This window comes from Pseudomonas sp. SCB32, assembly GCF_009189165.1.
GTDB lineage: Bacteria > Pseudomonadota > Gammaproteobacteria > Pseudomonadales > Pseudomonadaceae > Pseudomonas.
This window is the reverse complement of the sequence record NZ_CP045118.1, coordinates 6,199,868-6,226,727: the sequence shown is the minus strand read 5'-3', so window position 1 is coordinate 6,226,727 and position 26,860 is coordinate 6,199,868. Positions and strand designations below refer to the sequence as shown.

The 26,860-nt window shown below is 67.7% G+C and carries 23 protein-coding genes; 18 read left to right on the top strand and 5 right to left on the bottom strand.

The window, feature by feature from the left end; genetic code table 11:
- Window positions 1–24: 24 nt before the first annotated feature.
- The 4 genes from GA645_RS28355 (at window position 25) to GA645_RS28340 (ending at window position 5,553) form a co-directional block, all read left to right on the top strand.
- On the top strand, window positions 25–765 hold the full coding sequence (locus GA645_RS28355; RefSeq protein WP_152228366.1) for a response regulator: 741 nt from the start codon (window positions 25–27) through the stop codon (window positions 763–765).
- Between the two features lie 3 nt (window positions 766–768).
- Window positions 769–1,554, top strand: coding sequence for an ABC transporter substrate-binding protein (locus tag GA645_RS28350; RefSeq protein WP_152227703.1), 786 nt, complete (start codon window positions 769–771; stop codon window positions 1,552–1,554).
- The gene (locus tag GA645_RS28345) at window positions 1,551–3,788 is read left to right on the top strand and encodes an ATP-binding protein (RefSeq protein WP_152227701.1); all 2,238 of its coding nucleotides are present in this window, start codon (window positions 1,551–1,553) and stop codon (window positions 3,786–3,788) included. The genes GA645_RS28350 and GA645_RS28345 overlap by 4 nt, the downstream gene beginning before the upstream one ends.
- 355 nt (window positions 3,789–4,143) lie before the next feature.
- Window positions 4,144–5,553, top strand: coding sequence for an amino acid permease (locus GA645_RS28340; protein WP_152227699.1), 1,410 nt, complete (start codon window positions 4,144–4,146; stop codon window positions 5,551–5,553).
- A 49-nt stretch (window positions 5,554–5,602) separates the two neighbouring features.
- Here GA645_RS28340 and GA645_RS28335 read toward each other — a convergent pair whose 3' ends face one another.
- Together GA645_RS28335 and GA645_RS28330 are read right to left on the bottom strand one after the other, a co-directional pair.
- Window positions 5,603–6,487, bottom strand: coding sequence for a dihydrodipicolinate synthase family protein (locus GA645_RS28335; RefSeq protein ID WP_152227697.1), 885 nt, complete (start codon window positions 6,485–6,487; stop codon window positions 5,603–5,605).
- Between the two features lie 57 nt (window positions 6,488–6,544).
- Complete coding sequence (locus GA645_RS28330; RefSeq protein WP_152227695.1) at window positions 6,545–7,327, bottom strand: aldolase; 783 nt, start codon at window positions 7,325–7,327, stop codon at window positions 6,545–6,547.
- 147 nt (window positions 7,328–7,474) lie between these two features.
- Here GA645_RS28330 and GA645_RS28325 point away from each other — a divergent pair, with 147 nt between their 5' ends.
- From GA645_RS28325 to GA645_RS28270, 12 genes are all read left to right on the top strand, one after another.
- Window positions 7,475–8,014 (top strand): helix-turn-helix domain-containing protein, encoded by a 540-nt coding sequence (locus tag GA645_RS28325; protein WP_152227693.1) that lies wholly within the window; start codon window positions 7,475–7,477, stop codon window positions 8,012–8,014.
- A gap of 229 nt (window positions 8,015–8,243) precedes the next feature.
- Window positions 8,244–9,032: an enoyl-CoA hydratase/isomerase family protein gene (locus GA645_RS28320; protein WP_152227691.1), complete on the top strand. Its 789-nt coding sequence runs from the start codon at window positions 8,244–8,246 to the stop codon at window positions 9,030–9,032.
- A 17-nt stretch (window positions 9,033–9,049) separates the two neighbouring features.
- A complete protein-coding gene (locus tag GA645_RS28315; protein WP_152227689.1) occupies window positions 9,050–10,210 on the top strand; it encodes an acyl-CoA dehydrogenase family protein in 1,161 nt (386 codons plus the stop codon).
- A 66-nt stretch (window positions 10,211–10,276) separates the two neighbouring features.
- Window positions 10,277–12,364: an acetate--CoA ligase family protein gene (locus GA645_RS28310; protein ID WP_152227687.1), complete on the top strand. Its 2,088-nt coding sequence runs from the start codon at window positions 10,277–10,279 to the stop codon at window positions 12,362–12,364.
- A gap of 97 nt (window positions 12,365–12,461) precedes the next feature.
- Window positions 12,462–14,072, top strand: a complete 1,611-nt coding sequence (locus GA645_RS28305; RefSeq protein ID WP_152227685.1) for a 5-guanidino-2-oxopentanoate decarboxylase — start codon at window positions 12,462–12,464, stop codon at window positions 14,070–14,072.
- 97 nt (window positions 14,073–14,169) lie between these two features.
- On the top strand, window positions 14,170–15,360 hold the full coding sequence (locus tag GA645_RS28300) for a pyridoxal phosphate-dependent aminotransferase (protein WP_152227683.1): 1,191 nt from the start codon (window positions 14,170–14,172) through the stop codon (window positions 15,358–15,360).
- Entirely contained in the window at window positions 15,353–16,771 is a 1,419-nt protein-coding gene (locus GA645_RS28295) for an aldehyde dehydrogenase family protein (RefSeq protein ID WP_152227681.1), read from the top strand. Before GA645_RS28300 ends, GA645_RS28295 begins: the two co-directional genes overlap by 8 nt.
- Window positions 16,772–16,843: 72 nt before the next feature.
- Window positions 16,844–17,548, top strand: coding sequence for an NAD(P)H-dependent oxidoreductase (locus GA645_RS28290; RefSeq protein WP_152227680.1), 705 nt, complete (start codon window positions 16,844–16,846; stop codon window positions 17,546–17,548).
- 380 nt (window positions 17,549–17,928) lie between these two features.
- The gene (locus GA645_RS28285; protein WP_152227678.1) at window positions 17,929–18,864 is read left to right on the top strand and encodes a LysR family transcriptional regulator; all 936 of its coding nucleotides are present in this window, start codon (window positions 17,929–17,931) and stop codon (window positions 18,862–18,864) included.
- A 181-nt stretch (window positions 18,865–19,045) separates the two neighbouring features.
- The gene (locus tag GA645_RS28280) at window positions 19,046–19,240 is read left to right on the top strand and encodes a hypothetical protein (protein WP_152227676.1); all 195 of its coding nucleotides are present in this window, start codon (window positions 19,046–19,048) and stop codon (window positions 19,238–19,240) included.
- Between the two features lie 514 nt (window positions 19,241–19,754).
- Window positions 19,755–20,759, top strand: a complete 1,005-nt coding sequence (locus tag GA645_RS28275; RefSeq protein ID WP_152227674.1) for a hypothetical protein — start codon at window positions 19,755–19,757, stop codon at window positions 20,757–20,759.
- Between the two features lie 131 nt (window positions 20,760–20,890).
- A complete protein-coding gene (locus GA645_RS28270; protein ID WP_152227672.1) occupies window positions 20,891–21,895 on the top strand; it encodes a hypothetical protein in 1,005 nt (334 codons plus the stop codon).
- On the opposite strand, the gene GA645_RS28265 is transcribed toward GA645_RS28270, so the two are convergent.
- Window positions 21,877–23,211: a sigma-54 dependent transcriptional regulator gene (locus GA645_RS28265; RefSeq protein WP_152227670.1), complete on the bottom strand. Its 1,335-nt coding sequence runs from the start codon at window positions 23,209–23,211 to the stop codon at window positions 21,877–21,879. The two genes, GA645_RS28270 and GA645_RS28265, sit on opposite strands and share 19 nt — an antisense overlap.
- On the bottom strand, window positions 23,208–24,971 hold the full coding sequence (locus GA645_RS28260) for an ATP-binding protein (protein WP_152227668.1): 1,764 nt from the start codon (window positions 24,969–24,971) through the stop codon (window positions 23,208–23,210). The genes GA645_RS28265 and GA645_RS28260 overlap by 4 nt, the downstream gene beginning before the upstream one ends.
- A 104-nt stretch (window positions 24,972–25,075) precedes the next feature.
- Here GA645_RS28260 and GA645_RS28255 point away from each other — a divergent pair, with 104 nt between their 5' ends.
- Both GA645_RS28255 and GA645_RS28250 read left to right on the top strand, forming a co-directional pair.
- Complete coding sequence (locus GA645_RS28255; protein WP_152227666.1) at window positions 25,076–25,954, top strand: alpha/beta fold hydrolase; 879 nt, start codon at window positions 25,076–25,078, stop codon at window positions 25,952–25,954.
- Entirely contained in the window at window positions 25,951–26,304 is a 354-nt protein-coding gene (locus tag GA645_RS28250) for a hypothetical protein (protein WP_152227664.1), read from the top strand. The genes GA645_RS28255 and GA645_RS28250 overlap by 4 nt, the downstream gene beginning before the upstream one ends.
- Here the strand turns inward: GA645_RS28250 and GA645_RS28245 are convergent.
- Window positions 26,301–26,750, bottom strand: coding sequence for a DUF3301 domain-containing protein (locus tag GA645_RS28245; protein ID WP_372239821.1), 450 nt, complete (start codon window positions 26,748–26,750; stop codon window positions 26,301–26,303). The genes GA645_RS28250 and GA645_RS28245 overlap by 4 nt on opposite strands.
- Between the last annotated feature and the right edge of the window lie 110 nt (window positions 26,751–26,860).

The following is a 26,860-nucleotide window of genomic DNA, read 5'->3' as shown; positions in this document are numbered from 1 at the left end:
ACCGAGCGGTGGCGTCAGCAGGGTATTGCGATGACTTCCCGTGTACTGATCGTCGACGACGATCCGGTGGTTCGCGAGCTCCTCCAGGCTTACCTCGGCGAGGAAGGCTACGACGTGCTCTGCGCGGGTACCGCCGAACAGGCCGAAGCGAGCCTGGCCGAGGCCGAGCGCGGCGACCAGCCCATCGACCTGGTGATGCTCGACATCCGCCTGCCCGGCAAGGACGGCCTGACCCTGACCCGCGAACTGCGCGTACGCTCGGAGGTCGGCATCATCCTGATCACCGGACGCAACGACGACATCGACCGCATCGTCGGCCTGGAATGCGGCGCCGACGACTACGTGATCAAGCCGCTCAACCCGCGTGAACTGGTGTCGAGGGCGAAGAACCTGATCCGCCGTGTGCGCCACGCCCGCCAGGGCCCGGTTGCCCAGCCGGCGCGACAGAACCACAAGCGCTTCGCCCACTGGACGCTGGACCCGGACCGCCGCCGCCTGATCGACCCGGTTGGCAGCGAAACCCCGCTGACCCACGGCGAGTTCCAGCTGCTCTGCGTGTTCCTGCGCAACACCGGCCACACCCTGAGCCGCGACCAACTGATGGACCAGATCCGCAACCGCGAGTGGCTGCCCAACGACCGCTCCATCGACGTACTGGTCGGCCGCCTGCGCCGCAAGCTGCGTGACGACCCGGCCGAGCCCGAGCTGATCATCACCATCCACGGCGCCGGCTACCTGTTCACCGCCACGCCCGTCGACGCCTGAGCCATGCGCTGGCTGGCCGTGCTGTGCCTGCTGCTGCCGTTGCTGGCAGTGGCTGCCAACGCCAGCGCCGCGCAGCCGATCCGCTACTGCGACTACCCCGTCTACCCGCCCATTTCCTGGAGCGACGGCCGCGAAGTTCATGGCCTGGCGCCACAGACCGTGCGCAGCGTCCTCGGCGAGCTGGGCTACGAGGTGCAGACCGTGGTGCTGGGCAACTGGAAGCGCTGCCTGCTGGACGCCGCCGAGGGCCGTGTCGACCTGGTACTCGCCTACCAGACCCCGCAGCGCGACAACGGCCTGCTGTTCTCCCGCGTGCCGGTGCTGCGCGAAGAAGTGGCGATCTTCTACAACCGCCGCAAGCCGGTGCGTTTCGAGCAGCTCGGCGACCTGGCGAACTACCGCGGCGGGCTGCTCTTCGGCGAGAGCTACGGGCCGGAGTTCGACCGCTTCGTGGCCGAGCACGGCAACGTCGAATGGGTCTCCGACAGCCGGCAGAACTTCGGCAAGCTGATCCGCCAGCGCATCGACTTCATCGCCCACGAGCGGCGCACCGGCACCCTGTTCGTCGAGCAATTGGCCGGCGGCGAGGACATCGTCGCCCTGCCCAGACCGCTGACCGTGGATTACCTGCGCATCGCCGTCTCCCGCCATTCGCCGCTGGCCGCGCGGATGGACGAGATCGACGCGGTGCTCAAGAAGCGCGTGGACGACGGCAGCGTGGCGCGCTGGCTGGATGACAGCGAGCGTAGCTACCGTGCCATGCTCGCCGGCGACGGGGTGCCGCGTTGAAGCTGCCCGGCGGCCTGGCCCGGCGCCTGCTGCTGCGGGTGCTGTTGTTCAGCCTGTGCTTCACGGTGCTGGCCAGTACGGTGCAGCTGTACTTCGAATACCGCCGCGAGATGCGTGATATCGATGCGCGCCTGGAGCTGATCCGTGTCGGCTACCTGGCCAGCTTCGAGCGCAGCCTCTGGGACCTCAACCAGGAGCAGCTCAACGTGCAATTGCACGGCCTGGCGGACTTCCCCGACATTGCCCGGGTGCGCCTGCGCAGCGCCGATTTCAACCTGGTACAGGACGCCGACGCCCCCCACGGTCCGCTCCGCGTCGAGCATTACGCCCTGGCTTTCCAGCCGCCGGACGGCGAGCGCCGCGCGCTGGGCGAGCTGGAAATCAGCATCGACCTCGGCGCGGTCTACCGTCGCCTGTTGCACGGAGGCCTGACCAACCTGCTGTGGATGGCGGTGTTCCTCTGTGGTCTGGCGGTGGCGCTGAGCTGGCTGTTCCACAGCCTGGTCACCCGTCACCTGCGCGTCATGGCCGACTTCGTCCGGGGCCTCACCGGGGGCGACCTGCAGACCGAGCTGGCGCTGCACAAGCGCCGCAAGGAAGACGAGATCGACACCGTGGCCGACGCCCTCGACGACCTGCGCCGCGCCCTGCGCGCCGAGCTCAGGCGCCGTGAGGCCGACCGCGCCGCCCTGCAGAGCAAGCGCGATGAACTGCAGCGCCGGGTCGAGCGGCGCACCGCCAGCCTGCGCCGGGCCAAGGAGGACGCGGAGGAGGCCAACCGCGCCAAGAGCCGCTTCCTCGCCACCATGAGCCACGAAATCCGCACGCCGCTCAACGGCATCCTCGGCATGGCCGAGCTGCTGCGCGCCGCGCCCCTGGGCGCGCAGGACCGGCGCCGGCTGCAGGCGCTGTCCACCGCTGGCGAGGGGCTGCTGGCGATCCTCAACGAGGTGCTGCACTTCGCCAAGCTGGAAGACGGCGCCAGCCAGCCGGAGCCGCTGGACTTCTCCCTGCGCCGCCTGCTCGATGACGTGGTGACGCTGCTGGAGCCGCGTGCCGCCGACAACGGCATCAGCCTGCGCCTGCGCGTCGATCCGCGGGTGCAGGACGCCTGCCGGGGCGCCGAGCAGTTCCTTCGCCAGGTCCTGAGCAACCTGCTGGCCAACGCGGTGAAGTTCACCGAGGACGGCGAGGTGTTGCTGGAGGTGACGCTGCTGGCGCATGGCGAGGCCGCGCAGCGCCTGCGTTTCGCGGTGATCGACGACGGCATCGGCATCTCCGCCGAGCAGCAGGAGAAGATCTTCCAGCGCTTCACCCAGGCCAGCGACGAGGTGGCGCGGCGCTACGGCGGCACCGGCCTGGGGCTGGCGATCAGCAAGCGCCTGGTGGAAGCCATGGGCGGCGAGATCGGCGTGGAAAGCCTGGAAGGCGAGGGCAGCACCTTCTGGTTCGAGATCGCGCTGGCGCCGGGGCTGGTCCCGCGCGCTCCGCTGGTCGCCGAGCGGGCGCTGGCGCTGGAGGTGCTGCTGGTGGAGGACGTCGCCCTCAACCGCGAGGTCGCCCAGGGGCTGCTGGAGCGCGATGGTCACCACGTCTACCTGGCCGACGACGCGGAGCCTGCGCTGGCGCTCACCGCTCAGCGGACCTTCGACCTGATCCTGCTGGACATGCACCTGCCGGGCATGACCGGCCTCGACCTGTGCCGGGCGATCCGCAAGCAGCCTGGCGGGCTCAACGCGGACACGCCGATCCACGCCTTCACCGCCAGCGTGCAGCCGGGGATGGTCCGCCGCTATTTCGAGGCGGGAATGCAGGGCGTACTGGGCAAGCCGCTGCGCCTGGACGACCTGCGTCGCGCGCTGTCCGGCGTGGCCTCGGCGCCCCTGCCCGAGGCTGTGGATAACGGGCCGCTGGATCGCCAGGTGCTGGATACCCATCGCCGGTTGCTCGGTGAGCACAAGCTGAACGAGCTGCTCGCCAGCCTGTGGAAGCTGCTGGACGAACAGTGGCCGCTGTTGCTGGATGCCCTGCGCCAGGAGGATGCCGTGGAGGTGGCCGGCCTGGCCCACCGGTTGGCGGGGAGTTGCCGGTCGATGGGCTTGCGTGCGTTGGGGGATGGCCTGGGTGAGCTGGAGCAGGCGGCGCTGGCCGGTGATTCCCTCGGCGGATGGGCCGAGCGGCTGGAGCGCGAGAGGGCGCTGGCCTTCGAACTTTTGAAGGGCGACCAGGCGTAGCTTCCGCGTGGACGGACTACGCGCTGATCCAGGCACTGTTCCTTGTAGGAGCGGGCCATGCCCGCGATCGCGCGCATGGCGCGCTCCTACCGTTGAATCTTCAGCCGTGGTGGTTAGCGAACAAGCCCACCATTACCCCAAGCCAATCCCCTGAAAGCCCCGCCCCACGCGCCCTGCACAAATTCCTTACATCTTTCTACAACTTCGATCCCGCCGAACAACGGCGTCTTACATCGTCTTCCAATAATCCGGTGGCATCCGTGCCCGAGCCACGGCCTCGACAGATTGGAGATAACAACAATGATCCAACGTAGAGTTCCGCTCAGCCGCGCCCGCCATTCCCTGGAGGTGCGCCATGTCTGAGTCGCAAGAGAAGATTCAACTCACCCGCGCGCTGAAGAGCCGCCACATCTTCATGCTGTCCCTGGGCGGCGTGATCGGCACCGGCCTGTTCATGGGCTCGGGCGTCACCATCGGCTCCGGTGGCCCCATGGGCGCCATCCTCGCCTACCTGGTCGCGGGCCTGCTGATGTACCTGGTGATGGTCTGCCTGGGCGAGCTGTCCGTGCAGATGCCCGTCTCCGGTTCCTTCCAGGCGCACGCCACGCGCTTCATCGGCCCGGCCACCGGATTCATGATCGGCTGGGTGTACTGGATGAGCTGGGCCTCCACCGTCGGCCTGGAATTCACCGCTGCCGGCATGCTGATGACCCGCTGGTTCCCCGAGGTGCCGATCTGGCTCTGGTCGGGCTTCTTCGTAGTCGTGCTGTTCTCCCTCAATGCCCTGGCCACCCGCGCCTTCGGGGAGGCCGAATACTGGTTCTCGGGTATCAAGGTCGCTGCCATCCTGGCCTTCATCGTGGTCGGCGTGCTGGTGATATTCGGCGCCATCCCGCTGAACAGCGGCGCCGCCGCGCCGGGCTTCTCCAACCTGATGAGCGATGGCCTGTTCCCCAATGGCCTGTCCGCCGTGTTCGCGGTGATGATGACGGTGGTCTACGCCTTCCAGGGCTGCGAGATCATGGGCGTCGCCGCCGGTGAAACCGACCAGCCGGAAAAGAGCATCCCGCGCGCCGTGCGCAACGTGGTGTTCCGCGTGCTGATCTTCTACGTGCTGGCGATCGTCGTGCTGTCCTGCATCGTGCCGTGGAAGCAGGCCGGCCTGATGGAAAGCCCCTTCGTGCAGGTGTTCGACATGGTCGGCATTCCCTACGCCGCCGACCTGATGAACTTCGTGATCCTCACCGCGATCCTGTCGGTGGGTAACTCCGGCCTCTACGCGTCCACCCGCATCCTCTGGGCCATGTCCAAGACCGGCATGGCGCCGCGCAAGCTGTCCCAGCTCAGCGCCCGTGGCGTGCCGCTCTATGCGCTGCTGATCAGCCTGGCGTTCGCCCTGCTGTCGCTGCTGACCAGCATCGTCGCCGCCGACACCCTGTTCATGGTGCTGATGGCGGTGAGCGGGATGTCCGGCACCGTCACCTGGATCGTCATCGCCTATGCCCAGTACCGCTTCCGCCGCGAGCACATCGCCAAGGGCGGCACCGTGGCCGACCTGAAGTACGCAGCGCCGCTGTTCCCGCTGATCCCGCTGGCGTGCATCGCGATCTGCTGCTCGCTGTTCGTGTTCCTCGCCATGGACCCGACCCAGCGTCCGTCGCTGTACTGGGGCTTCGGCTTCATGGCGGCCTGCTACCTGGCGTACTACGTGCTCAAGCGCAAGCGTCCGCAGGTGGTCAGCGAGGCCGCGCTGGGCGTGAACTGACCCATGGAATGCCCCGCCCGCGCATGACGCGGGTGGGGCCTCCATACCCTCACTGCAGCGCTTTCAGCAGGCCCTGCAGGTAGCGCTGGCCATCGCCGTCGAGCTCCTGCAGCGGCAGGCGCGGTACGCCGACATCCAGCCCGGTCATGCGCAGGCCGGCCTTGATGGTGGTCGGCAGGCCGCGGCGGGTGATGTAGTCCAGCACCGCCAGCTGGCGGTAGAACGATTCCCGCGCATCCTCCATGCGTCCCTCCTGCACCGCGTCGTACAGCTCTCGGTTGTGCTGCGGGATCAGGTTCGGCGCTGCCGTGCACCAGCCCTTCGCCCCGGCCACCAGGGCTTCCAGCGCCAGCGGGTTGCAGCCGTTGTAGAAGGCCACCTCGCCGTTCGACAACAGGCGCAGGCGATGCATGCGCTGGATATCACCGGTGCTCTCCTTGACCATGGTGACGTTCGCCACCTCCTTCACGATTCGCAGGATCAGCTCCACCGGCAGGTCGGTGCCGCTGGTGCCGGGGTTGTTGTAGAGCATGACCGGGATGCTGATCGCCTCGCCCACCGCGCGGTAGTGGGCAAGGATTTCCGCTTCGTTGAGCTTCCAGTAGGACACCGGCAGCACCATGACCGCGCTGGCGCCGAGCCGTTCGGCGAAGCGGGCGCGGCGCACGGTGCGCGCGGTGGTCAGGTCGGACACGCTGACGATGGTCGGCACGCGGCCGGCGATGGTCTTCAGGCTGAATTCCACCACCGCGTCCCATTCCGGGTCGCTCAGGTAGGCGCCTTCGCCCGTGCTGCCGAGTGGCGCGATGGCGTGTACGCCACCGGCGAGGAGTCGCTCGATGGAACGGCCAAGGGCGGGCAGGTCGAGCTCGCCGTCCGGACCGAAGGGCGTGATGGTGTAGCCGATGATGCCGTGGAGGATGGTTGAGGACATGGTTGCACCTGGAGCACTTGAGGATGAGTGGGACGCGTCAGAGATATGGGCGGACGATCAGCACAGGCATTCGCCGTGCTCGCGCAAGCTGCGCCGGGCGTAGTAGCTGAAGGCGGCGCCGTGGCGCTTGGGCGTGGAGATCCAGTCGTGCGCTTCCTTGCCCAAGGCCTGCGGAATCGGCTTGATCTCGCCGGCGGCCATGGCCAGCAGCTGCATCTTCGCGGCGCGCTCGAACAGCATCGCCACCACGCAGGCTTCCTCGATGCTTGAACCGGTCACCAGTAGGCCGTGGTGGGAGAGCAGGATGGCGCGCTTGTCGCCCAGGGCGGCGGAGATGATCTCGCCTTCCTCGTTGCCCACCGGCACGCCCGGCCAGTCCTTGAGGAAGGCGCAGTCGTCGAACAGGGGGCAGAGGTCCATGTGCGACACCGCCAGCGGCACTTCCAGCATCGACAGCGCGGCGGCGTGCAGCGGATGGGTGTGGATGATGCAGTTGACGTCGGGACGGGCGCGGTAGACCCAGCTGTGGAAGCGGTTGGCCGGGTTGGCCATGCCCTGGCCCTGGAGCACCTTCAGGTCTTCGTCGACCAGCAGCAGGTTGCCGGAGGAGATCTCGTCGAAGCCCAGGCCCAGGCGCTGGGTGTAGTAGGAGCCAGGTGTCTCCGCGCGGCAGGTGATCTGGCCGGCCAGCCCGGAGTCGTGGCCGCCGTCGAAGAGAATGCGGCAGGTCAGGGCCAGTTTTTGCCGCGCAGTCCACGTATTATCCGCAAGGCTGGTCTGCATCTGCCGTTCGGCGTGCTGGATCAGCTGGTCCTTGGGGAGGTGCATGGTGGTCGCCATGGAAGTCTTCCTCTGTGGTTCGGGATGGACGCGAGTGGGGCTCGCGGTCATTTCGGGCAGTGCGAGATGACACGGATCAAGCTATATGACACAAGGTGTCATGTGCAAGGGTAAAGTTTCCTATAGCGCCGGCAAGGGGCGTTCTGCATGTCCATGCGATTGAAATTGCTGAGAAAAAAACTGGGGATCACCCTGGAGACGCTGGCCGAGAAGACCGGCATGACCAAGAGCTACCTGTCCAAGGTCGAGCGCGGCCTGAACACGCCGTCGATCGCCACCGCGCTCAAGCTGTCGAAGGCGCTCAACGTGCAGGTCGAGGAGCTGTTCGCTGAAGAGGGAGTCGCCGCCGAGGGCTACAGCCTGGTGCGCAGCAGCGAGCGGCAGTCGCTGGCGCGTGATGCCGAGGGCCCGGCCTATGCCTCGCTGGCGCGGCAGATCGGCGACCGTGCGCTGCTGCCGTTCATCGTCTATCCGCCAGCGGACTTCAGCCATTCGACTTTCAAGGAACACCTGGGTGAAGAGTTCATCTTCGTCCATCGCGGCCGGGTTGAAGTGGACTTCATGTCCGAACGCCTGACCCTGGAAACCGGCGACGCGCTCCATTTCAATGCGCAGAAACCGCATCGCCTGCGCTCCCTGGGCGACGAACAGGCCGAGCTGCTGGTCGTGGTGCACAGCCAGGACTGACCTCCACGCGGTGAGCCATCACCGCGCCGCCCTGCGCGATTGTTCGAAGTTGTAACAACCGTCCCCGCAAATCCCCCCTGAACGCCGGCAGCCCCCGCGCCGCGCGGCGTTCCCGCCTGTCCGCGTGTCGTTACAAGCCCCCCTTTCGGGTGGATTGCCGTCTTACTGAACACTTGTTTAGTATTGGCGCCAACGCCTCAACACAATCGTCTACAAGAATGAGGGCCGCATGACTCAAGCATCCCCGCTCAGCCGGGTCCAGGACGGCATCGCCTGGATCACCCTGAACCGTCCCGAACAGCGCAACGCGCTGGACATCCCGACGCTCAAGAACCTGCACGCCCTGCTCGACGCCCATGAGGCGGACCCGGCGGTGCGCGTCATCGTGCTCACCGGCCAGGGCCGCAGCTTCTGCGCTGGCGCCGACCTCGCCGAATGGGCCGAGGCCGAAGCCCGTGGCGAGCTGGAAACCTACGGCTGGACCGAAACCGCCCACGCCCTGATGCGCCGCCTGCACGGCCTGGACAAGCCGACCATCGCCGCCGTCAACGGCACCGCCGTCGGCGCCGGGATGGACCTGACCCTGTGCTGCGACTTCCGCGTCATCGGCGCCTCCGCCCGCTTCAAGGCCGGCTACACCGGCATGGCCTACTGCCCGGACGCCGGCGCCAGCTGGCACCTGCCGCGCCTGATCGGCAGCGAAGCGGCCAAGCGCCTGCTGTTCCTCGACGAGCTGTGGAACGCCGAGCGCGCCCTGAACGCAGGTCTGGTCAGCGAAGTAGTCGCCGATGAGCAGTTGCTTGCGCACGTCGGCGAGTTCGCCGCGCGCCTGGCCGCCGGTCCGACCTTCGCCTTCGCCCAGACCAAGCGCCTGATGCGCGACGGCGCCGCCCGCACCCTGGCCCAGCAACTGGAGGCCGAACAGGCCGCCGGGCTGCTCTGCGGCCGCAGTGAAGATGCCGCTGAGGCGCTGCGCGCCGTGGCCGAAAAACGCTCTCCCCAATTCAAAGGCCGCTAACGGCTGCAGGTGATGTGATGGATTTCCAACTGACTCAAGAACAGGAAATGCTCGTCGAAGCGGTCAAGGCCTTCGTCGAGAAAGAGTTGCTGCCCTACGAAGAAGAAGTGGACCGCGCCGACGCGGTGTCCCCGGAGCTGGCCGCACAGATTCGCGGCAAGGCCCTGGCGGCCGGCTTCTACGCCTTCAACATGCCCGAGGAAGTGGGCGGCGGCGGCCTCGATTACCTGTCCCAGGCACTGGTCGAGCGCGAGCTGTCCAAGGTCTCCTGGGCGCTGCACGTGTTCGTCGCGCGTCCCTCGAAGATCCTCATGGCCTGCAAGGGCCAGCAGATCCAGGACTACCTGCTGCCGGTGGTGCAGGGCGAGAAGATCGACTGCTTCGCCCTCACCGAGCCGGGCGCCGGTTCCGACGCCAACTCGATCAAGACCCGCGCCGTGCGTGACGGCGAGGACTTCGTGATCAACGGCTCCAAGCACTTCATCAGCCACGCCGGCCACGCCGACTTCGCCATCGTCTTCGCGGTGACCGATACCTTCGAGCGCAATGGCAAGAAGCGCAACGCCGTGACCGCCTTCCTGGTGGACAAGGGCACCGCCGGCATGACCGTGCGCCGTGGCCCGAAATGCGTGAGCAACAAGGGCTACCACACCTACGAAATCTTCTTCGACGACTGCCGCGTACCGGCCTCCCAGGTCCTGGGCGAAGTCGACAAAGGCTGGGAAGTGGCCAACGCCTGGCTTACCGCCGGCCGCGTGATGGTTGCCGCCAACTGCGTCGGCCAGGCCCAGCGGGCGATGGATCTGGCGCTGCAGTGGTCGGCCGACCGCAAGCAGTTCGGTGCGGCCATCGGCAGCTACCAGGGCATCTCCTTCAAGCTCGCCGACATGGCCACGCAGATTCGCGCCGCCGAGCTGATGACCCTGCACACCGCCTGGAAAATGGACCGCGGCAGCATGACCGACGGCGAGGCCGGCATGGCCAAGCTGTTCGCCAGCGAAGTGCTGGGCAAGGTGGCCGACGAGACCGTGCAGATCTTCGGTGGCATGGGCCTGATGGACGAGGGTCCGGTGGAGCGCATCTGGCGTAACGCCCGTATCGAGCGCATCTGGGAAGGCACCTCGGAAATCCAGCGCCACATCATTTCCCGCGAACTGCTGCGCCCGCTGCTGCGCTGATCCTGCGTCCCCCCTCTCCCGCGGGGAGAGGGGCTGGCCGAGGGATACACACTGTCGAGACCTGACATGAAAAGAGAAAACCTCCAGCGCCTGCTGGCGCCCCGGCACCTGGCCTTCATCGGCGGCCGCAGCATGGCGCGCGCCCTCAAGCGCTGCGCCGAAGGCGGCTTCGCCGGCCAGATGTGGCTGGTCAACCCGCAATACGACGAACTCGAAGGCGTGCACTGCGTACGCAGCATCGCCGAACTGCCCGAAGGCCCGGACGCGGTGTTCATCGCCACCAACCGCGACCTGACCGTGCAGGCCGTGGCTGAACTGGCCGCCAAGGGCGCTGGCGGTGCCATCTGCTACGCCTCCGGCTTCGCCGAAACCGGCGAGGAAGGCGAAGCGCTGCAGCGCCGCCTGCTCGCCAGCGCCGGCGACATGGCCCTGCTCGGCCCCAACTGCTATGGCCTGCTCGACTACCTGCACGGCGCAGCGCTGTGGCCGGTGGCCCACGGCGGGCACCTGGTGGAGAAGGGCGTGGCGGTGCTGACCCAGAGCGGCAACTTCGCCTACAACCTGTCGATGAGCGACCGTTCGCTGCCGATCGCCTACATGGCCTCGGTGGGCAACCAGGCGCAGCTGGGCGTGGCCGAACTGATGGACGTGCTGCTCGACGAGCCGCGCGTTACCGCCATCGGCCTGCACCTGGAAGGCCTGAAGAACGTCCCCGGCTTCGCCCGCGCCGCGTTCAAGGCGCTGCAGAAAGGCATCCCGGTGATCGCCCTGAAGACCGGCGTGTCCGAGATCGGCGCCGAGCTCGCGCTCAGCCATACCAGCTCCCTGGCCGGCTCCGATGCGCTGTACGACGCGCTGTTCGACCGCCTTGGGGTGATCCGCGTCAGCGGCCCGGTGAGCTTCATCGAAACCCTCAAGGCTGCCGCCTGCGGCAACCTGCCGGCCGGCCCGAGCCTGGCCGCGCTGGCCTGCTCCGGCGGCGACGCCGGGCTGATCGCCGACTACGCCGAACGCAACGGCCTGGCCCTGCCCAAGCTGGTCGACGCCCAGCGCACCGAGCTGGCCCAGGTGCTGCCGGACTACGCCAACATCGCCAACCCGCTGGACTTCACCACCGCCATCTGGGGCGACGGCCCGGCACTGCAGCGCATGCTCGACAGCGCCCTGCAGACCGAAGCCGATGCCGCCCTGCTGGTGCTCGACTATCCCGGCGAAGAAACCGGCGAACGCCCGCAGTGCGACCTGCTGCTGGAGCTGTACTGCGCTGCGCTGGAACGTCACGGCAAGGTCGGTTTCATCGCCTCGGCATTGCCGGAGCTGCTGCCCAAGCATGCCCGCGAACTGCTGCACTCCCATGGCGTCGCCGCGCTGCAAGGCGTGGAAGACGGTCTCGCCGCCTGGGGCCGCATCGCCCATTACCGCCAGCGTCGCGAAGCACTGCTGGCCCGTGGCGAAGCCGCCCTGGTGCCGCTCTGCCCGCAGGCCATCGACGGCGAAGGCCGCCTGCTGGACGAGTGGAATTCCAAGCAGGCGCTGAAACCCTTCGGCCTGCCGCTGCCGCGCGCAGCCCTGAGCACGCCGACCCAGGCCCGCGAGGCGGCCACCGACGTCGGCTTCCCGCTGGCGCTGAAAGTGGTCAGCGCGCAGCTGCCGCACAAGACCGAGGCCGGCGGCGTGGCGCTCAACCTGCGCAACGAGGCGGCGCTGGAAGCCGCGCTGTTCGACATGCGCGAAAACATCGCCCGCCATGCGCCGGATGTGCCCTTCGACCAGGTGTTGCTGGAGAGCATGGCGAATCCGCCGCTGGCCGAGCTGATCGTCGGCATCAAGCGCGAGAACGGCTTCGGCCTGGCGCTGGTGCTGGGTGCCGGCGGCATCCTCGTCGAACTGCTCAAGGACAGCCGCAGCCTGCTGCTGCCGACCACCGACGCGGCGATTCGTGATGCCCTGCTGAGCCTGCGCAGCGCGCCGCTGCTCACCGGCTTCCGTGGTCGCCCGGCGGTGAACCTGGAGGCGCTGGTGGAAGCCGTGCGCGCAGTGGCCGACTACGCCTGCGAGCATGTGGACAACCTGCTGGAACTGGATGTGAACCCGCTGCTGGCGGACGCCGAAGGCGCCGTGGCGGTGGATGCGCTGATTCGCGTCGCCGAATGACCGTACCTGTAGGAGCGAGCTTGCTCGCGAACAGCCCCGCAGCGGGATTTGTTCGCGAGCAAGCTCGCTCCTACAAAAAACACTTCGAGGAGTGAACATGCAGAACAACAAGAACCTCACCGGCGGCCAGGCCCTGGTCCGCCTGCTGGCCAACTACGGCGTCGACACCGTATTCGGCATTCCCGGCGTACACACCCTGGAGCTCTACCGCGGCCTGCCCGGCAGCGGCATCCGCCACGTGCTGACCCGCCACGAGCAGGGCGCCGGCTTCATGGCCGACGGCTATGCGCGCGTCAGCGGCAAGCCCGGCGTGGCCTTCATCATCACCGGCCCGGGGGTGACCAACGCCGCCACCGCCATCGGCCAGGCCTACGCCGACTCCATTCCGATGCTGGTGATTTCCAGCGTCAACCACACCGCCAGCCTGGGCAAGGGCTGGGGCTGCCTGCACGAGACCCAGGACCAGCGCGCCATGACCGCGCCGATCACCGCGTTCTCGGCCGTCGCCCTGAGCGCCGAAGACCTGCCCGAACTGATCGCCCGTGCCTACGCCGTGTTCGACAGCGAGCGCCCGCGCCCGGTGCACATCTCGGTGCCGCTGGACGTGCTCGCCAACCCGGTCGCCCGCGACTGGACCAACGAAGTGGTGCGCCGTGCCGGCCGTGGCCAGCCTGCCGCCGATGCGCTGAAGCAGGCTGTGGATAAACTCCAGGCCGCCAAGCGCCCGATGATCATCGCCGGCGGCGGCGCGCTGCATGCCGCCGACGCACTGGCCGCGCTGAGCGAACGCCTGGCCGCGCCGCTGTTCACCAGCGTCGCCGGCAAGGGCCTGCTGGCGCCGGAAGCGCCGCTCGCCGCGGGCGCCACCCTGTGCACCCAGGCCGGTTGGGACATGATCGCCGAGGCCGACGTGGTGCTCGCCATCGGCACCGAAATGGCCGATACCGACTACTGGCGCGAGCGCCTGCCGCTGACCGGCGAGGTAATCCGCGTCGACGTCGACTCGCGCAAGTTCAATGACTTCTACCCGAGCGCCGTGGCGCTGCTGGGCGATTCCAAGGCCACCGCCGAAGCGCTGCTCGCCGCATTGCCGAGCGCCACCCGCGATGCCGCCCAATCGCAGTCGCGCATCGCCGAACTGCGCGCGCAGATCGACGCCGGCCACGCGCCGCTGCAACTGATCCACAAGTCGATCCTCGAGCGCATCGCCAAGGTGCTGCCGGATAACGCCTTCATCGCCAGCGACATGACCCAGCTGGCCTACACCGCCAACTACCTGTACCCGAGCAAGGCGCCGCGCGGCTGGCTGCACCCCACCGGCTACGGCACCCTCGGCTACGGCGTGCCCGCCGGCATCGGCGCCAAGTTCGGCGCGCCGGAGCGTCCGGGCCTGGTGCTGGTTGGCGACGGCGGCTTCCTCTACACCGCCCAGGAACTGGCGACCGCCACCGAGGAACTGGACAGCCCGCTGGTGGTGCTGCTGTGGAACAACGATGCGCTGGGGCAGATCCGCGACGACATGATCGGCCTGGACATCGAGCCCATCGGCGTCCTGCCGCGCAACCCGGACTTCGCCCTGCTCGGCCGCGCCTACGGCTGCGAGATGCGCGAACCGCAGAGCCTGGACGAGCTGGAGCGCGACCTGCGCGCCGGCTTCGCCCATCCGGGCGTGACCTTGATCGAGCTGAAACACGCCTGCGCCAAGTAGGTCCGTCGTACCGGCCGGGGCCGTGCGGGCCCCGGCGTGGTCACTGAGCATTCCGAGCCTGCCGCCACCCGTACAGGCAGGCTCCAAGGAGATTCCCATGCGCTATTCCAACTTCACCCAACGCATCGCCGGCGACGGCGCCGCCGCCTGGGACATTCACTACCGCGCCCTGGCGCGCATGGAGAAGGGCGACGACATCCTCCTGCTGTCGGTGGGCGACCCGGACTTCGACACCCCGGTACCCATCGTGCAGTCGGCCATCGACAGCCTGTTGGCCGGCAACACCCATTACGCCGACGTACGCGGCAAGCGCTCGCTGCGCGAGGCCATCGCCCGCCGTCACACCCAGCGCAGCGGCCAAGCAGTGACTGCTGACGACGTGGTGGTGCTGGCCGGCGCCCAGTGCGCGCTCTATGCCGTGGCGCAGTGCGTGCTCAACCCGGGCGACGAGGTGATCGTCGCCGAACCGATGTACGTCACCTACGAAGCGGTGTTCGGTGCCTGTGGCGCCAAGGTCATCCCGGTGTCGGTGCGTTCCGAGCACGGCTTCCGCGTGCAGGCCGAGGACGTCGCCGCGCTGATCACCCCGCGTACCCGCGCGCTGGCCATCAACAGCCCGCACAACCCCTCCGGCGCCAGCCTGCCGCGCGCCACCTGGGAAGCGCTGGCCGAGCTGTGCGTCGCCCATGACCTGTGGATGATTTCCGACGAGGTCTACAGCGAGCTGCTGTTCGACGGCGAACACATCAGCCCCGCCAGCCTGCCGGGCATGGCCGAGCGCACCGCGACCCTCAACAGCCTGTCGAAATCCCACGCCATGACCGGCTGGCGAGTCGGCTGGGTGGTTGGCCCGCAGGAACTCTGCGCGCACCTGGAAAACCTCGCCCTGTGCATGCTCTACGGCTCGCCGGACTTCATCCAGGACGCCGCCTGCACCGCGCTGGAAGCCAAGCTGCCGGAACTCGAAGCCATGCGCGAGGCCTACCGCCAGCGCCGCGACCTGGTGATCGACTGCCTCGCCGATTGTGTCGGCGTGCGCGCCCTGCGTCCGGACGGCGGCATGTTCGTGATGGTGGATATCCGTGCCACCGGACTCTCCGCCCAGGACTTCTCCAACCTGCTGCTGGACCGCCACGGCGTCTCCGTGCTGGCCGGCGAAGCCTTCGGCCCCAGCGCCGCCGGGCACATCCGCCTGGGCCTGGTGCTCGGTGCCGAGCCGCTGCGCGAAGCCTGTCGCCGCATCGCCCTGTGCGCCGCCGAACTGCTGAAGGAAAAGCGCTATGCATGACCGTACGCAGCTCTACATCGACGGCGCCTGGGTGGCGCCGCAAGGACAAGGCCTGGCCGAGGTGCAGAACCCGGCCACCGAGGAATGCGTCGGCCGCGTGCCGCTGGGCGGCGAAGCCGACGTGAACCGCGCGGTGGACGCCGCGCGCCGCGCCTTCCCGGCCTGGTCGCAGACGCCGTCTCACGTGCGCGCCGGCTACATCCGCGCGCTGGCCGAGCAACTGAAGAGCCGCGCCGACGAGATGGCCGCGCTGATCACCGCCGAGCTGGGCATGCCGGTGCAGTGGTGCCGCATGGTGCAGGTCGACGGGCCGATCGAGGGCCTGGAGAGCTACGCCGAGATGGCCGCGCACATGGACGAAGTGCGCGAGGTCGGCAACTCGCTGATCGTGAAGGAAGCGGTGGGTGTCTGCGCTTTCATCAACCCCTGGAACTACCCGTTGCACCAGATGATCGGCAAGCTCGCCCCGGCCCTGGCCGCCGGCTGCACCATGGTGGTGAAGCCCAGCCAGGACACTCCGCTGCACGCCTTCCTGCTGGCCGACATGGTCCACGCCATCGGCCTGCCGGCCGGCGTATTCAACCTGGTCAGCGGCCCCGGCTCCAAGGTCGGCGAAGCCCTGGCGCGGCATCCGGACGTGGACATGGTGTCCTTCACCGGTTCCACCGGTGCGGGCGTCAAGGTCTCAGAAGCCGCGGCGCCGACGGTCAAGCGCGTGTGCCTGGAGCTGGGCGGCAAGTCGCCCTTCCTGATCACCGCCGATGCCGACCTGGCCGCCGCCGTGCGCCATGGCGTGCAGGACGTGATGATCAACTCCGGACAGACCTGCACCGCGCTGACCCGCATGCTGCTGCCCGCCAGCCGCTATGACGAAGCCGTGGAAATCGCCCGCACTGAGGCCCTCTCGCTGAAGATGGGTGACCCGCTGGACGCCGACAGCTTCCTCGGCCCCATGTGCTCGGCTGGCCAGCGCCGCACCGTGCTCGACTACATCCGCGTCGGCCAGGAGGAGGGCGCGCAGCTGGTGTGCGGTGGCGCCGAGCGTCCCGCGCATCTGGAGCGCGGCCACTACGTGCAGCCGACCATCTTCGCTGGCGTGAACAACCAGATGCGCATCGCCCGCGAGGAAATCTTCGGCCCGGTGCTCTGCCTGATTCCCTATGCCGATGAGGCCGAGGCGCTGCAGATCGCCAACGATTCGCCCTTCGGCCTGTCCAGCGCCGTGTGGGCGGGCGACCGCGAGCAGGGCCTGAAACTCGCCCGGCAGATGCGCGCCGGCCAATCCTTTGTCAACGGCGGCGCCTTCAACTACCGTGCGCCGTTCGGCGGCTACAAGCAGTCCGGCAACGGCCGCGAATGGGGCGAGCAGGGCTTGCACGAATTCGTCGAGCTCAAGGCCATCCAGCTTTAAACAGACCCCCTCTTCCTCGGGGAGAGGGCTGGGGTGAGTGCAGTTCCGCTCACCGACTTGTCAGGAATCCACATGAACGTACTGATCGTCCACGCCCATAACGAGCCGCAATCCTTCAGCACCGCGCTGTATCAGCTCGCTGAAGAAACCCTGCGTGGCCAGGGCCATGAGGTGCAGGTCTCCGACCTCTACGCGATGAACTGGAACCCGGTGGCCAGCGCCGCCGACTTCGGCGCCCGCGCCAACCCCGAGTACCTGGTCTACGCCCTGGAGCAGCGCGAAGGCGCCAAGGCCAAGACCATCGCCGCCGACATCCAGGCCGAGCTGGACAAGTTGCTCTGGGCGGACCTGGTGATCTTCAACTTCCCGATCTACTGGTTCTCCGCGCCGGCCATCCTCAAGGGCTGGTTCGACCGCGTGCTGGTCTCGGGCATCTGCTACGGCGGCAAGCGCTTCTACGACCAGGGCGGCCTGGCCGGCAAGAAGGCGCTGGTCACCGTGACCCTCGGCGGGCGCGACCACATGTTCGGCGAAGGCGCCATCCACGGCCCGCTGGAAGACATGCTGCGGCCGATCCTGCGCGGCACCCTGGCCTACACCGGAATGACCGTGCTGCCGCCCTTCATCGCCTGGCACGTGCCCTACATCAGCAACGACGCGCGCGTGGACTTCCTGCGCCAGTACCAGGACCGCCTGCAGCACCTGGACGAGGACAAGCCGCTGGAGTTCGTGCGCCTGGACCAGTTCGACGAGCGCCTGTACCCGCTGCCGCGCTGACGGCTTCCCGTAGGATGGGTAGAGCGAAGCGAAACCCATGCTGTTTCGGTGCATCGGATCGATGGGTTTCGCAGGCTCTACCCATCCTACGTGGCAGCACCGAGTTTTCTTCGAGGCATGAAAAAGGGCGGCCATCCGCAGATGGCCGCCCCAGGAGAAAAAGTCAGTCGCTGCAGCCAGGTATGCGCGGGGGAGATGGCCGTCGATTGGTGTATCGGCGGCCGTACGATGAGCCTGGTATGCCCAACGTTGCTGCAGCGACTTGGCTGGCACTATACGCAGTAACAATCGATAGAAAACGACCCTATACTGCGATTCAGTATTGCGGCGAAGACAACAATTGTCTTCGTTTCCTACAGGCTGGATGAGCAGGGGAAACCATGGACGTACTTCACGCGATGCGGGCTTTCGTCCGGGTTGTGGATGCCGGCAGCTTCACCGCCGCCGCCAACGCCCTGGGGTTATCCACAGCCCAGGTCTCGCGCGTCGTCTCCGACCTCGAATCCCAGCTCGAAGCCCGCCTGCTGCACCGCACCACCCGCCGCCTGGCGCTGACCGAAACCGGCGAGCGCTACCTGCAGCGCTGCCGGGAAATCCTCGCTGACGTCGATGAAGCCGAGGCCGAAGCCAGCGGCGCGCATTTGACGCCGCGCGGCCGCCTGCGCGTGCACTCGCTCACCGGCCTTGGCCAGCAGCACCTGATCCCGCTGATCTCGCGCTACTGCGAGTCTTTCCCCGAGGTCTACATCGAGCTGACCCTGGCTCAGCGCCAGCCGGACATCCTCGAAGAAGGCCAGGACGTGGTGATCACCCGCGACCGCGAACTGCCCGACTCCGAATTCGTCGCCCAGACCCTGGGCACCATCTACAGCGTGCTCTGCGCCAGCCCCGACTACCTCAAGCGCCGTGGCACCCCGCAGACCGTCGCCGACCTGCACCAGCACCAGTGCCTGCGCCTGCAGGACCCGACCTTCCCCGAAGGCTGGGCCTTCGAGGAGGGCAACGAGGAAAGCGTGATCCGCCCGCGCGACACCTTCATGGTCAACGTCGCCGAGGCGCTGACCGGCGCCGCCGCCGCCGGCATGGGCATCTGCCTGTTGCCCAGCTACGTCGCCGCACCCGCCCTGCGCAAGCACTCGCTGGTGCGGGTGCTGCCCCGACACAGTCTGCATGTGCGGCAGATCTACGCGCTGTACCCGTCGCGGCGCTTCCTCGACGCGAAGATCCGCACCTGGGTGGAGTTCCTCAAGGCGGAGCTCCCCAAGGTCTTCGAGGAAGACGAAGCAGCGCTCAACGATCCCGTCAACTGGGCCTGAGGCAGCCCCTGGCTGCGACAGAACGCCACGGGCGCTCTATATCAGGCTTCTTGATCGATTTCCGACGATTGTTGCTTTTTAGGCAATGCTTTGTTGGTTAGCTAGCTATTTTTCTACCCACTGTTGCGCCGTAACCTTTCTCCAACCCCGACCAACCGGGAGTTCAGAAAGGATCTTCATCATGTCCCGTTCGCTTTATGTTGCTGCCCTGCTGTCCGTTTGCACGCTGTCGTTCGCCCAACTGAGCTTCGCCGAAGAATCGCGCCTGATGACCGACAAGATGGTCAAGGCCAACGAAGCCGTCATTGCCCAGCAGCAGGCCCAGTCCGCCGAGCAGACTGCCAAGGCCGCTGCCGACAGCCGCTCCGACTCCTGATCGACCGCTTCCCCCGGGAGGTCCGGTGCGTGAGCCGGGCTTCTCAACACCTTGCGCCGCATATGACATGCGGCGTTTTTTTCTTCGCGGGGACGCTGTGACAGCGCGCTCTGTTGCAAAAAATGCAACAGTCTTTCCTGATTGAGTGGATTTATTCCTGTCCAAACGGTCAATAGAATTTGTCACAGATTCTCCAGGCAATATGATTGCCACCCGGCTACACTGTGGGGGTAAATATTTCGAATAAATCCTTATTAATCAATAAGTTGATTTGTTCTGTGGAGTCTCCGCACGGGCCGATAGCCGTATCGCCCCGTCCCCGGCCCGCAAGCCGGAAAGCTTCCCGACGCCGATATCTGATTGCTCCGAATCGACGTCTATCTCCAGGCCGCTGACTTCAGCGGCCTTTTTTTATCCATCGCCAGGTCACGCCCATCGTGCTGTGGCGAGCCGCCTTTCCACTGGTACCCTTGTGGCAGCGCACTGCGCGACTGAGCTGACAAGGATGCCTGCCATGACTCTCGATAATCCCTTTTCCCCGCCCCACGCCGAGCTGACCCCGTCATTGGGCGCGGCCCGTGTCGCCGACAACCAGCCATTGCAGTTCATCGCCGCGATGGTGGTCGCCGCGGCGCTGATCTTCGTTGGCAGCAACGCCTGGCAATGGTTCAGCGATCTGGGTGGATACCGCGCCCGCGCGATGCAGTTCCTGCCGATGATGCTGGCGAACTGGGCGGGAGGCCTGGTCTTCCATGCCGCGGCGATCCTGCTGCTGGTGCACTACCAGCGTGAACGTCACGGCATTGCGCGCTTCCGGCCCACGGCCGGGCTGCTGGTGGGGTTCGCGGTGCTCTACGTGCTCGTCGCGCTGATCGTCAGCACGGCGATCTCCTACCTGAGCGCGCCGTTCTATCAGTGGGCCTTTGGACAAGGCGCCCGGACCGTCTGGATGATCCTGCACAGCCAGCTCACCGGGCTGCTGAGCCTGGTCCTGGTGTGCCTGCTGCCGCTCTGGCTGGTGCTGCGCCTGGCGCGCCCGCGAGCGGAGCGGCTGGCGCCGGGGCAGGCGGTCGTGCTGCCGTCCTGGCAGGTGGCCCTGGGCGTGGCGCTGTGCTTCATCGCGCTGACCTACAAGTTGCTCGCCTCGCTCAGCTATGCCGCGCTCTTCCTGTACTCCGGCGCGGATGGCTGGCAGTCGGTGTTCCTGCTGAGCAGCTGCGTGCTGCCCTTTGCCATTGTCATGGCCGCCGTGCAGATGCGCCTGCCGGCCCAGGTCTCGCGCTTCGCCGCCGGCCGGGTGCTGGCCGCGTCGCTGGTGCTGCTGGCGCTGTGGGCCGTCGCGATCCTGCTGGTGTCGATCGTGACGGCCTTCGCTGCCTATGGCTCGCTGAATTCGAGCAGCCTGCCGCTCTACCTGCTGCCGCCGGCCGTCATTCTGTTGGTGCTGCTCTGGCCGCTGGCGCGCGGGTGCACAGGATGGTTCTTCGCCGAGCAGCTGGCGCAGGCCTCGCCCAGGTAATCCCTGCGGCTCGTCCGGGGCGCCGCATTGTCTTTCCGAGGGCGCGGCGCGGGCGGGCTCGTCCAATTCTCTCTCCGGGCGCTGGCACTCGGCATAATGGTGCTTCGTTCAATCGCCCAGGATGCCGCTACGTGCCGGAAAGCCCCTTCATCTCCCCGCAGGCCGAGGCGGGGTCGGAAACGGACGCCTCCTTACCCGCCCTCTGGCAGCCGTATGCCATGGTTGCCGCGCTGTTCCTGTTCGGCATCGGCGCGCGGGTGGCCGAGACGCTGTGGCAGTGGACCAGCGGCGTCCCCCATGAGCGGCTGCTGCAGGCACTGCCGGGGCAGCTCGGCGTAGGGTTGTCCTCATTGGCCGTCAGTGGCGCCCTGGTGGTGCTGTTCATGCAGGCCCAGCGGGAGCTGCACCGGCTCCGGAGATTCCGTCCCTTCGCGATCATCGTGGTGGTGTTTTTCGCGCTGCAGATGGCCGTCGAGCAGCTCTACAGCAGGGTTCTCGTCCTGCCGATACAGGAATTCGCCTTCTGGCTGGGCGATCTCAGCGACCAGTCTTTCGTCGTCATACCGATAGCGCTGCTTGGCGGGGCGCTGGTGCAGCTTGTGCTGTACCTGATCTGCCTGTGGCTGGTGTTGGCGGCGACCCGTTCACGCTGCGAGCGCCAGCCCACGGAGGCGCTGCCGTCGATCCGGCGGATGCATGTCGCACTCGGAGTCGCCCTTGCCTTCGCCGGGTTCACCGCAAAGCTGCTGTCGGGGCTGGCGCGTCTCTTCGTGCTCAACCGGATGGGGTATTGGGGAACTGCGCTGGAGGTCCTGGCGTGGGCGCTTCCCGCCGCGCTGGTGCTGCTGTGCATCTACACGCGGCTTCCGGACCGACTGCCGCGTTATGGCGCCGGCCGCGTCCTGCTGGCGGGCGTGACCATCGGTCTTGGCTGGCTGCTGTGCACGGCGCTGCTCGGCGTGCTCGGCTACGCCCTGTTCCATGAAGCGCTGATGCGCGCACAGACGTCGACCGGACTGCCTCTGCTCGCGTTGATCTCGATCCTCGGGTCGCTGCTGTTGCTCGCCGGTTGGGCGCGCCTCGGCACGCGCTGGTTGCCCAGGAGTAGTGGCCGGGCTCAATCCTCGCCCAGGTAATCCCCACGGCTCAGGCCATGGCGCTGCATCTTCTCATTGAGGGTGCGGCGTGGCAGGCCAAGCAGCTCCATCACCGCCTTGATGTCGCCCTTGCACTGGCCCAGCGCCTGGCGGATGCACTGCTCCTCGTAGGCTTCCATGCGCTCGAACAGGCCGTTGCCGGCCGGCTCGACCGGCAGTTCGTCGCGGTCCAGGCCCAGCACGTGACGCTCGGCGGCGTTGGCCAGTTCGCGCACGTTGCCCGGCCAGTCGTGGGCGAGCAGGCGGGCCAGTTCGGTGGCCGACAGCGGCAGGGCTTCGCGGCCGAACTTTTCGCTGGCCAGCGCGGCGTAGTGGTCGAACAGCAGCGGGATGTCCTCGCGGCGTTCGCGCAGCGGCGGCAGGCGGAGCTCGGCGACGTTCAGGCGATACACCAGGTCCTCGCGGAAGCGCCCGGCGCGGGCTTCTTCGAGAAGATCCGGCTTGGTCGCGGCGATCACCCGCAGGTCGACCCTGATGCTCTGGTTCGAGCCCAGGCGCTCCAGCTGCTGTTCCTGCAGCACGCGCAGCAGCTTCACCTGCTGGGCCAGCGGCATGCTCTCGATCTCGTCGAGGAACAGGCTGCCGCCATTGGCGTGTTCCAGCTTGCCGACACGCTTGCCCTGGGCGCCGGTGAAGGCGCCGCTCTCATGGCCGAACAGTTCGCTCTCGAACAGCTGCTCGGGGATCGCCGCGCAGTTCAGCGCGACGAAGGGCTTGCCGGCGCGCGGGCCGAAGTCGTGCAGGCAGCGCGCGACCAGTTCCTTTCCGCTGCCGGTCTCGCCACGGATCAGCACGTTCACCGGGGTGCCGGCCAGCGCCATGATCTGCCGGCGCAGGGTGTCCATCGGCCGCGACACGCCAAGCAGGCGCGATTCGATCTGGTCCTTGAGCGCGGCCTGTTCGCGCAACTGGCGGTTTTCCTGCACCAGCCGGCGTTTCTCCAGGGCGCGGCGCAGGCTGTCGAGCAGGCGCTCGGGGGTGAAGGGCTTCTCGATGAAGTCGTAGGCGCCCTGGCGCATGGCCTGCACCGCCATGGGCACGTCGCCGTGACCGGTGACCATGATCACCGGCAGGTCGCGGTCGAGCTGCTGCAGGCGGTCGAGCAGCGCCAGGCCGTCCGTGCCGGGCATGCGCACATCGCTGATGATCACGTCGGGCAGCTCGCGCGCCACGCTTTTCAGGCACTCGTCGGCGCTGCTGCACAGGCGCACGTCGAAGCCGGAGAGTTGCAGCCATTGCTGGACGGCTTCGCGGATGGCGGCTTCGTCGTCGACGAAGAGAATGGTCTGGCTCATGCTCGGTTTTCTTCGGGGGCGGCGGGCAGGCTCAGGCGGAACAGTGCGCCGCCGGAGGGCTGGTTGGCGGCGCCCAGGCGGCCGCCGAATTCATGAACGATGCCGTAGGATACCGCCAGTCCGAGGCCCAGTCCCTCGCCCACCGGCTTGGTGGTGAAGAAGGGATCGAAGACGCTGGCGAGGTTTTCCTCGTCGATGCCGGGACCGTTGTCGGCCACCTCCAGGCACCAGTGATCCTTTTCGCGGCGCAGGTGCAGGGTGATCTGCGCATGCACGGTGCCCGCCAGCGCATCCAGGGCGTTGCGCAGCAGGTTGACCAGCACCTGTTCCAGGCGGATCGCATCACCCAGCACCCAGGCCGGTTCGTCCAGTTGCCGGACGATCGCCACCCGTTCGTCGCGGATGCGCACGGCCAGCAGGTGCAGCGCCTGGTCCAGTACATGGCCGAGTTCGATGCGCTCGCGCAGGCCGCCGGGGGTCTTGCGGGCGAAGGTCTTCAGGTGGCCGGTGAGCGCGGCCATGCGCTCCAGCAGCTCATCCACCCGCTGCAGCGCGGTGCGGGCGTCGTCCTGGCGACCGGCGTCGAGCAGCAGGCGCACGCTGGCCAGTTGCATGCGCTGGGCGGTGAGCGGCTGGTTGATCTCGTGGGCCAGCGCGGCGGACATCTGCCCCAGCGCCGCTAGCTTGGCGGCCTGCACCAGGCCGTCCTGGGCGGTGCGCAGGGCGGCGGTGCGTTGCTCCACCAGTTGTTCCAGTTCTTCCTGGTTGCGTTGGCGCAGGAGGGCGAGCCGTCGCCGTTGCTGCAGCCAGAGCACCAGGAACACCAGCGCCAGCCAGGCGCCGGCGGCGGCGAGGCGCGCGCTGCTGACGTCGGACTGGACGCCACGGGCGTCGCGCAGCAGGTGCAGGGTCCAGTCGTCCTCGGGCAGGACCACCGATTGCCACAGGTAGTCGCCGCCGATGTCCTGACCCTCCACCCGCGCCAGCCGGGCGTTGTCGCCCAGGCGCTGGAGGGTCTGGTGGGGCAGGGCGCTCAGTGGCTGTTGGTGGTACTGGCGAGTGTCGCGCAGCTCGGCGCGGGCCACGGCGTCCAGCGGCAGCAGTTCGCGGTAGCGCCAGCGCGGATGGTTGGCGAGGAACACGATGCCTTTGCTGTCACTTACCAGCACCACGTCGGGAGTCTGGCTCCACTGGCGCTCCAGGTCGGGGAACTCCAGCTTGACCACGATGGCGCCGAGGAAGTTGCCGGCGTCGTCGCGCACGGCGTTGGACAGGAAATAGCCGGGAATCCCGGTGGTCACGCCGACCGCGTAGAAGCGCCCGGCGCCCTGGGCGATGGTCTGGCGGAAGTAGGGGCGGAAGCTGTAGTTGTGGCCGACGTAGCTGGTCGGCAGCTCCCAGTTGCTCGCGGCCACCGCCAGACCGGTGCGGTCGAGCACTTCCAGGGTGGAAGAGCGCGCCGCGGCGTTGGTCTGTTGCAGCTTGAGGTTGAGCCGCTGCTGCAGATCGCCGGTCACCTGGCCCTGCAGGGCGCTGCGCAGGTCGGGGTCGAGGGCGAGCACTGCCGGAATGCTGCGGAAGCGCTCGATCAGCGTGTGCAGGGTGTTGGCGTAGAGGCCAAGCTGTTCGTGGGCCGCTTCGGCCTCGGCGAGCAACGCCCGGTGGCGTGCCTGCTCGCCCGCCCAGTACGCCGACAGCAGCAGGCCGGCCAGCAGGAGCAGGCTGATCAGGGCGAGGCGAAGGGGGCGGGGAAGCGGCATGTTCGAAGCAAGTCGAGCTAGAACGGCGACGATAGCACGTCGGCGTACTGGTTCGGCGCCCGGCTGCCTCGTTACACTGCGGACGTCCTGACGGAGACGCATCCATGCAGTTGTTGTCCTGGACCCACGAAGGGTCCGCCGGTTTCACCCTGCGCGGCTGGCGCAGCGAGCCCAGCGGCAAGCCGCTGTTGCACTTTCTTCATGGCAACGGTTTCTGCACCCGCGCCTATGAGCCGCTGCTCAAGCTGCTGGCGAAGGATTTCGACCTCTGGCTGTGCGATGTCCAGGGCCACGGCGACAGCGACCATGGCGGGCGTTTCCACGGCTGGAACCGCAACGCCGAGATGGCGGTGGAAGCCTTCGAGGCCGGGCGCGGGCTGTTCGGCGATGTGCCGCGCTACGCCTGCGGGCACAGCTTCGGCGGCGTGCTGACCAGCCTGGTCCTGGGGCGCCACCCGCAGCTGTTCCGCCGCGCCGTGCTGCTCGACCCGGTGCTGTTCACCCCGGCGATGATCGGCGTGATGGCGCTCTCCGAGGTGCTCGGCCTGCACCAGCGCCGCACCATGGTGCAGAAGGCGCGCGCGCGGCGCAGCCAGTGGCCGGACCGCGAGGCCGCCTATGCCAGCCTGCATGGTCGGGGCATCTTCAAGGGCTGGACCGATGCGGCGCTGTGGGCCTATGTCGAACACGCGATGAAGGTGGTGGAGGGCGGCGTCGAGCTGAAATGCCGGCCCAGCCGCGAGGCGGAGATCTTCAGTTCCTTCCCCAAGCGCCTGTGGCCGTCGCTGAACAAGGTGGTGACGCCGACCCAGGTGCTGTTCGGCGAGCACACCTACCCCTTCGTGCCCAAGGCGGTGGCGCGCTGGTGCGCGAGCAACCCGGCGATCAGCGGGCAGTGCGTCGATGGCGGGCACTGCTTCATGCAGGAGTTCCCCGAGGACAGCGCCGAGCGCGTTTCGCGCTTCCTGCTGGGGCACGAATGAACGACCCGGCCCGCGAGTCCGTCTGGCTGGCGCTGTCCGAGCTGTGGCTGGACACCGAGCTGGATAAGTCCGGTCGCGCCGCGATTGCGAAGACCCTGGCGATCAGCGGGTTTTCCGTGGCGGAGCTAACGGCAATCTACCGCCTGGAAGTGGCGCCGGTGGTCTGGACCAACGCCTGGGCGACGGCTGGCGTGTGGGATGGCTTCGATCCGGACTGGCTGTTCGAGGCCTGCCGGCGCAATCAGAAGCGCCGGCATTCGCCCTGGCACTGTGGGCGGTGCTGGCTGCTAAGGCGGGCGATGACGGCGGCGGTGGAAAAGGACTGGCAGAAGATCCGCGCGCAGCTCTAGTCGCCGACCTTCTTGTCCTGGTGCGCCCGACGCCATTCGTCCAGGCGTACCACCTCGGCCTTGGGGCGCGAGGGCGGGGCGTCGTCGAACACCGCGTCGACGATCTCGTCGTCAACCGGGTTGAAGGTGGCGACCGGCGCGACGGTGGCGCGCGGCTCGGGTGCCATGCGGAACGGCGCCAGCTCGATGCGGCCCAGGTAGTGGCCGAACATGCGGATGGTGCCGGCGTAACGTTCCTGGCCGGTGGCGGTGAACTCGAAGCCGTACTCCCGTGCCAGGCGCAGATGGTTGCGGCCATCCCGGCGGAAGCGAATGCGCTGCAGGGCCATGGCTTCGTCGAGCAGTTCCACGCCCTCGCGCGCGCAGTGCTGCTTGGCCAGGACCAGCGCACGCTCGCGGATGCCGTGGGCGCGCCACCACCAGGCGGCAGCCGCGGCAAACAGCATGAAGACGAAAAGATTGCCCAGGTCCACTTCAACTTCCTCGGAATCGGCGCATCAGCTTACTCACTCCGCCGCCAGGCGGCGAGGGGCGGATGTTCACAGCGTGTGAATTG

Bases quoted from the DNA above. Each gene is read 5' to 3' on its own strand.
- GA645_RS28350 (WP_152227703.1), top strand. From the start codon at position 769: ATGCGCTGGCTGGCCGTGCTGTGCCTGCTGCTGCCGTTGCTGGCAGTG.
- GA645_RS28340 (WP_152227699.1), top strand. From the start codon at position 4,144: ATGTCTGAGTCGCAAGAGAAGATTCAACTCACCCGCGCGCTGAAGAGC.
- GA645_RS28335 (WP_152227697.1), bottom strand. From the start codon at position 6,487: ATGTCCTCAACCATCCTCCACGGCATCATCGGCTACACCATCACGCCC.
- GA645_RS28330 (WP_152227695.1), bottom strand. From the start codon at position 7,327: ATGGCGACCACCATGCACCTCCCCAAGGACCAGCTGATCCAGCACGCC.
- GA645_RS28325 (WP_152227693.1), top strand. From the start codon at position 7,475: ATGTCCATGCGATTGAAATTGCTGAGAAAAAAACTGGGGATCACCCTG.
- GA645_RS28320 (WP_152227691.1), top strand. From the start codon at position 8,244: ATGACTCAAGCATCCCCGCTCAGCCGGGTCCAGGACGGCATCGCCTGG.
- GA645_RS28315 (WP_152227689.1), top strand. From the start codon at position 9,050: ATGGATTTCCAACTGACTCAAGAACAGGAAATGCTCGTCGAAGCGGTC.
- GA645_RS28310 (WP_152227687.1), top strand. From the start codon at position 10,277: ATGAAAAGAGAAAACCTCCAGCGCCTGCTGGCGCCCCGGCACCTGGCC.
- GA645_RS28305 (WP_152227685.1), top strand. From the start codon at position 12,462: ATGCAGAACAACAAGAACCTCACCGGCGGCCAGGCCCTGGTCCGCCTG.
- GA645_RS28300 (WP_152227683.1), top strand. From the start codon at position 14,170: ATGCGCTATTCCAACTTCACCCAACGCATCGCCGGCGACGGCGCCGCC.
- GA645_RS28295 (WP_152227681.1), top strand. From the start codon at position 15,353: ATGCATGACCGTACGCAGCTCTACATCGACGGCGCCTGGGTGGCGCCG.
- GA645_RS28290 (WP_152227680.1), top strand. From the start codon at position 16,844: ATGAACGTACTGATCGTCCACGCCCATAACGAGCCGCAATCCTTCAGC.
- GA645_RS28285 (WP_152227678.1), top strand. From the start codon at position 17,929: ATGGACGTACTTCACGCGATGCGGGCTTTCGTCCGGGTTGTGGATGCC.
- GA645_RS28280 (WP_152227676.1), top strand. From the start codon at position 19,046: ATGTCCCGTTCGCTTTATGTTGCTGCCCTGCTGTCCGTTTGCACGCTG.
- GA645_RS28275 (WP_152227674.1), top strand. From the start codon at position 19,755: ATGACTCTCGATAATCCCTTTTCCCCGCCCCACGCCGAGCTGACCCCG.
- GA645_RS28265 (WP_152227670.1), bottom strand. From the start codon at position 23,211: ATGAGCCAGACCATTCTCTTCGTCGACGACGAAGCCGCCATCCGCGAA.
- GA645_RS28260 (WP_152227668.1), bottom strand. From the start codon at position 24,971: ATGCCGCTTCCCCGCCCCCTTCGCCTCGCCCTGATCAGCCTGCTCCTG.
- GA645_RS28255 (WP_152227666.1), top strand. From the start codon at position 25,076: ATGCAGTTGTTGTCCTGGACCCACGAAGGGTCCGCCGGTTTCACCCTG.
- GA645_RS28250 (WP_152227664.1), top strand. From the start codon at position 25,951: ATGAACGACCCGGCCCGCGAGTCCGTCTGGCTGGCGCTGTCCGAGCTG.
- GA645_RS28245 (WP_372239821.1), bottom strand. From the start codon at position 26,750: ATGCTGTTTGCCGCGGCTGCCGCCTGGTGGTGGCGCGCCCACGGCATC.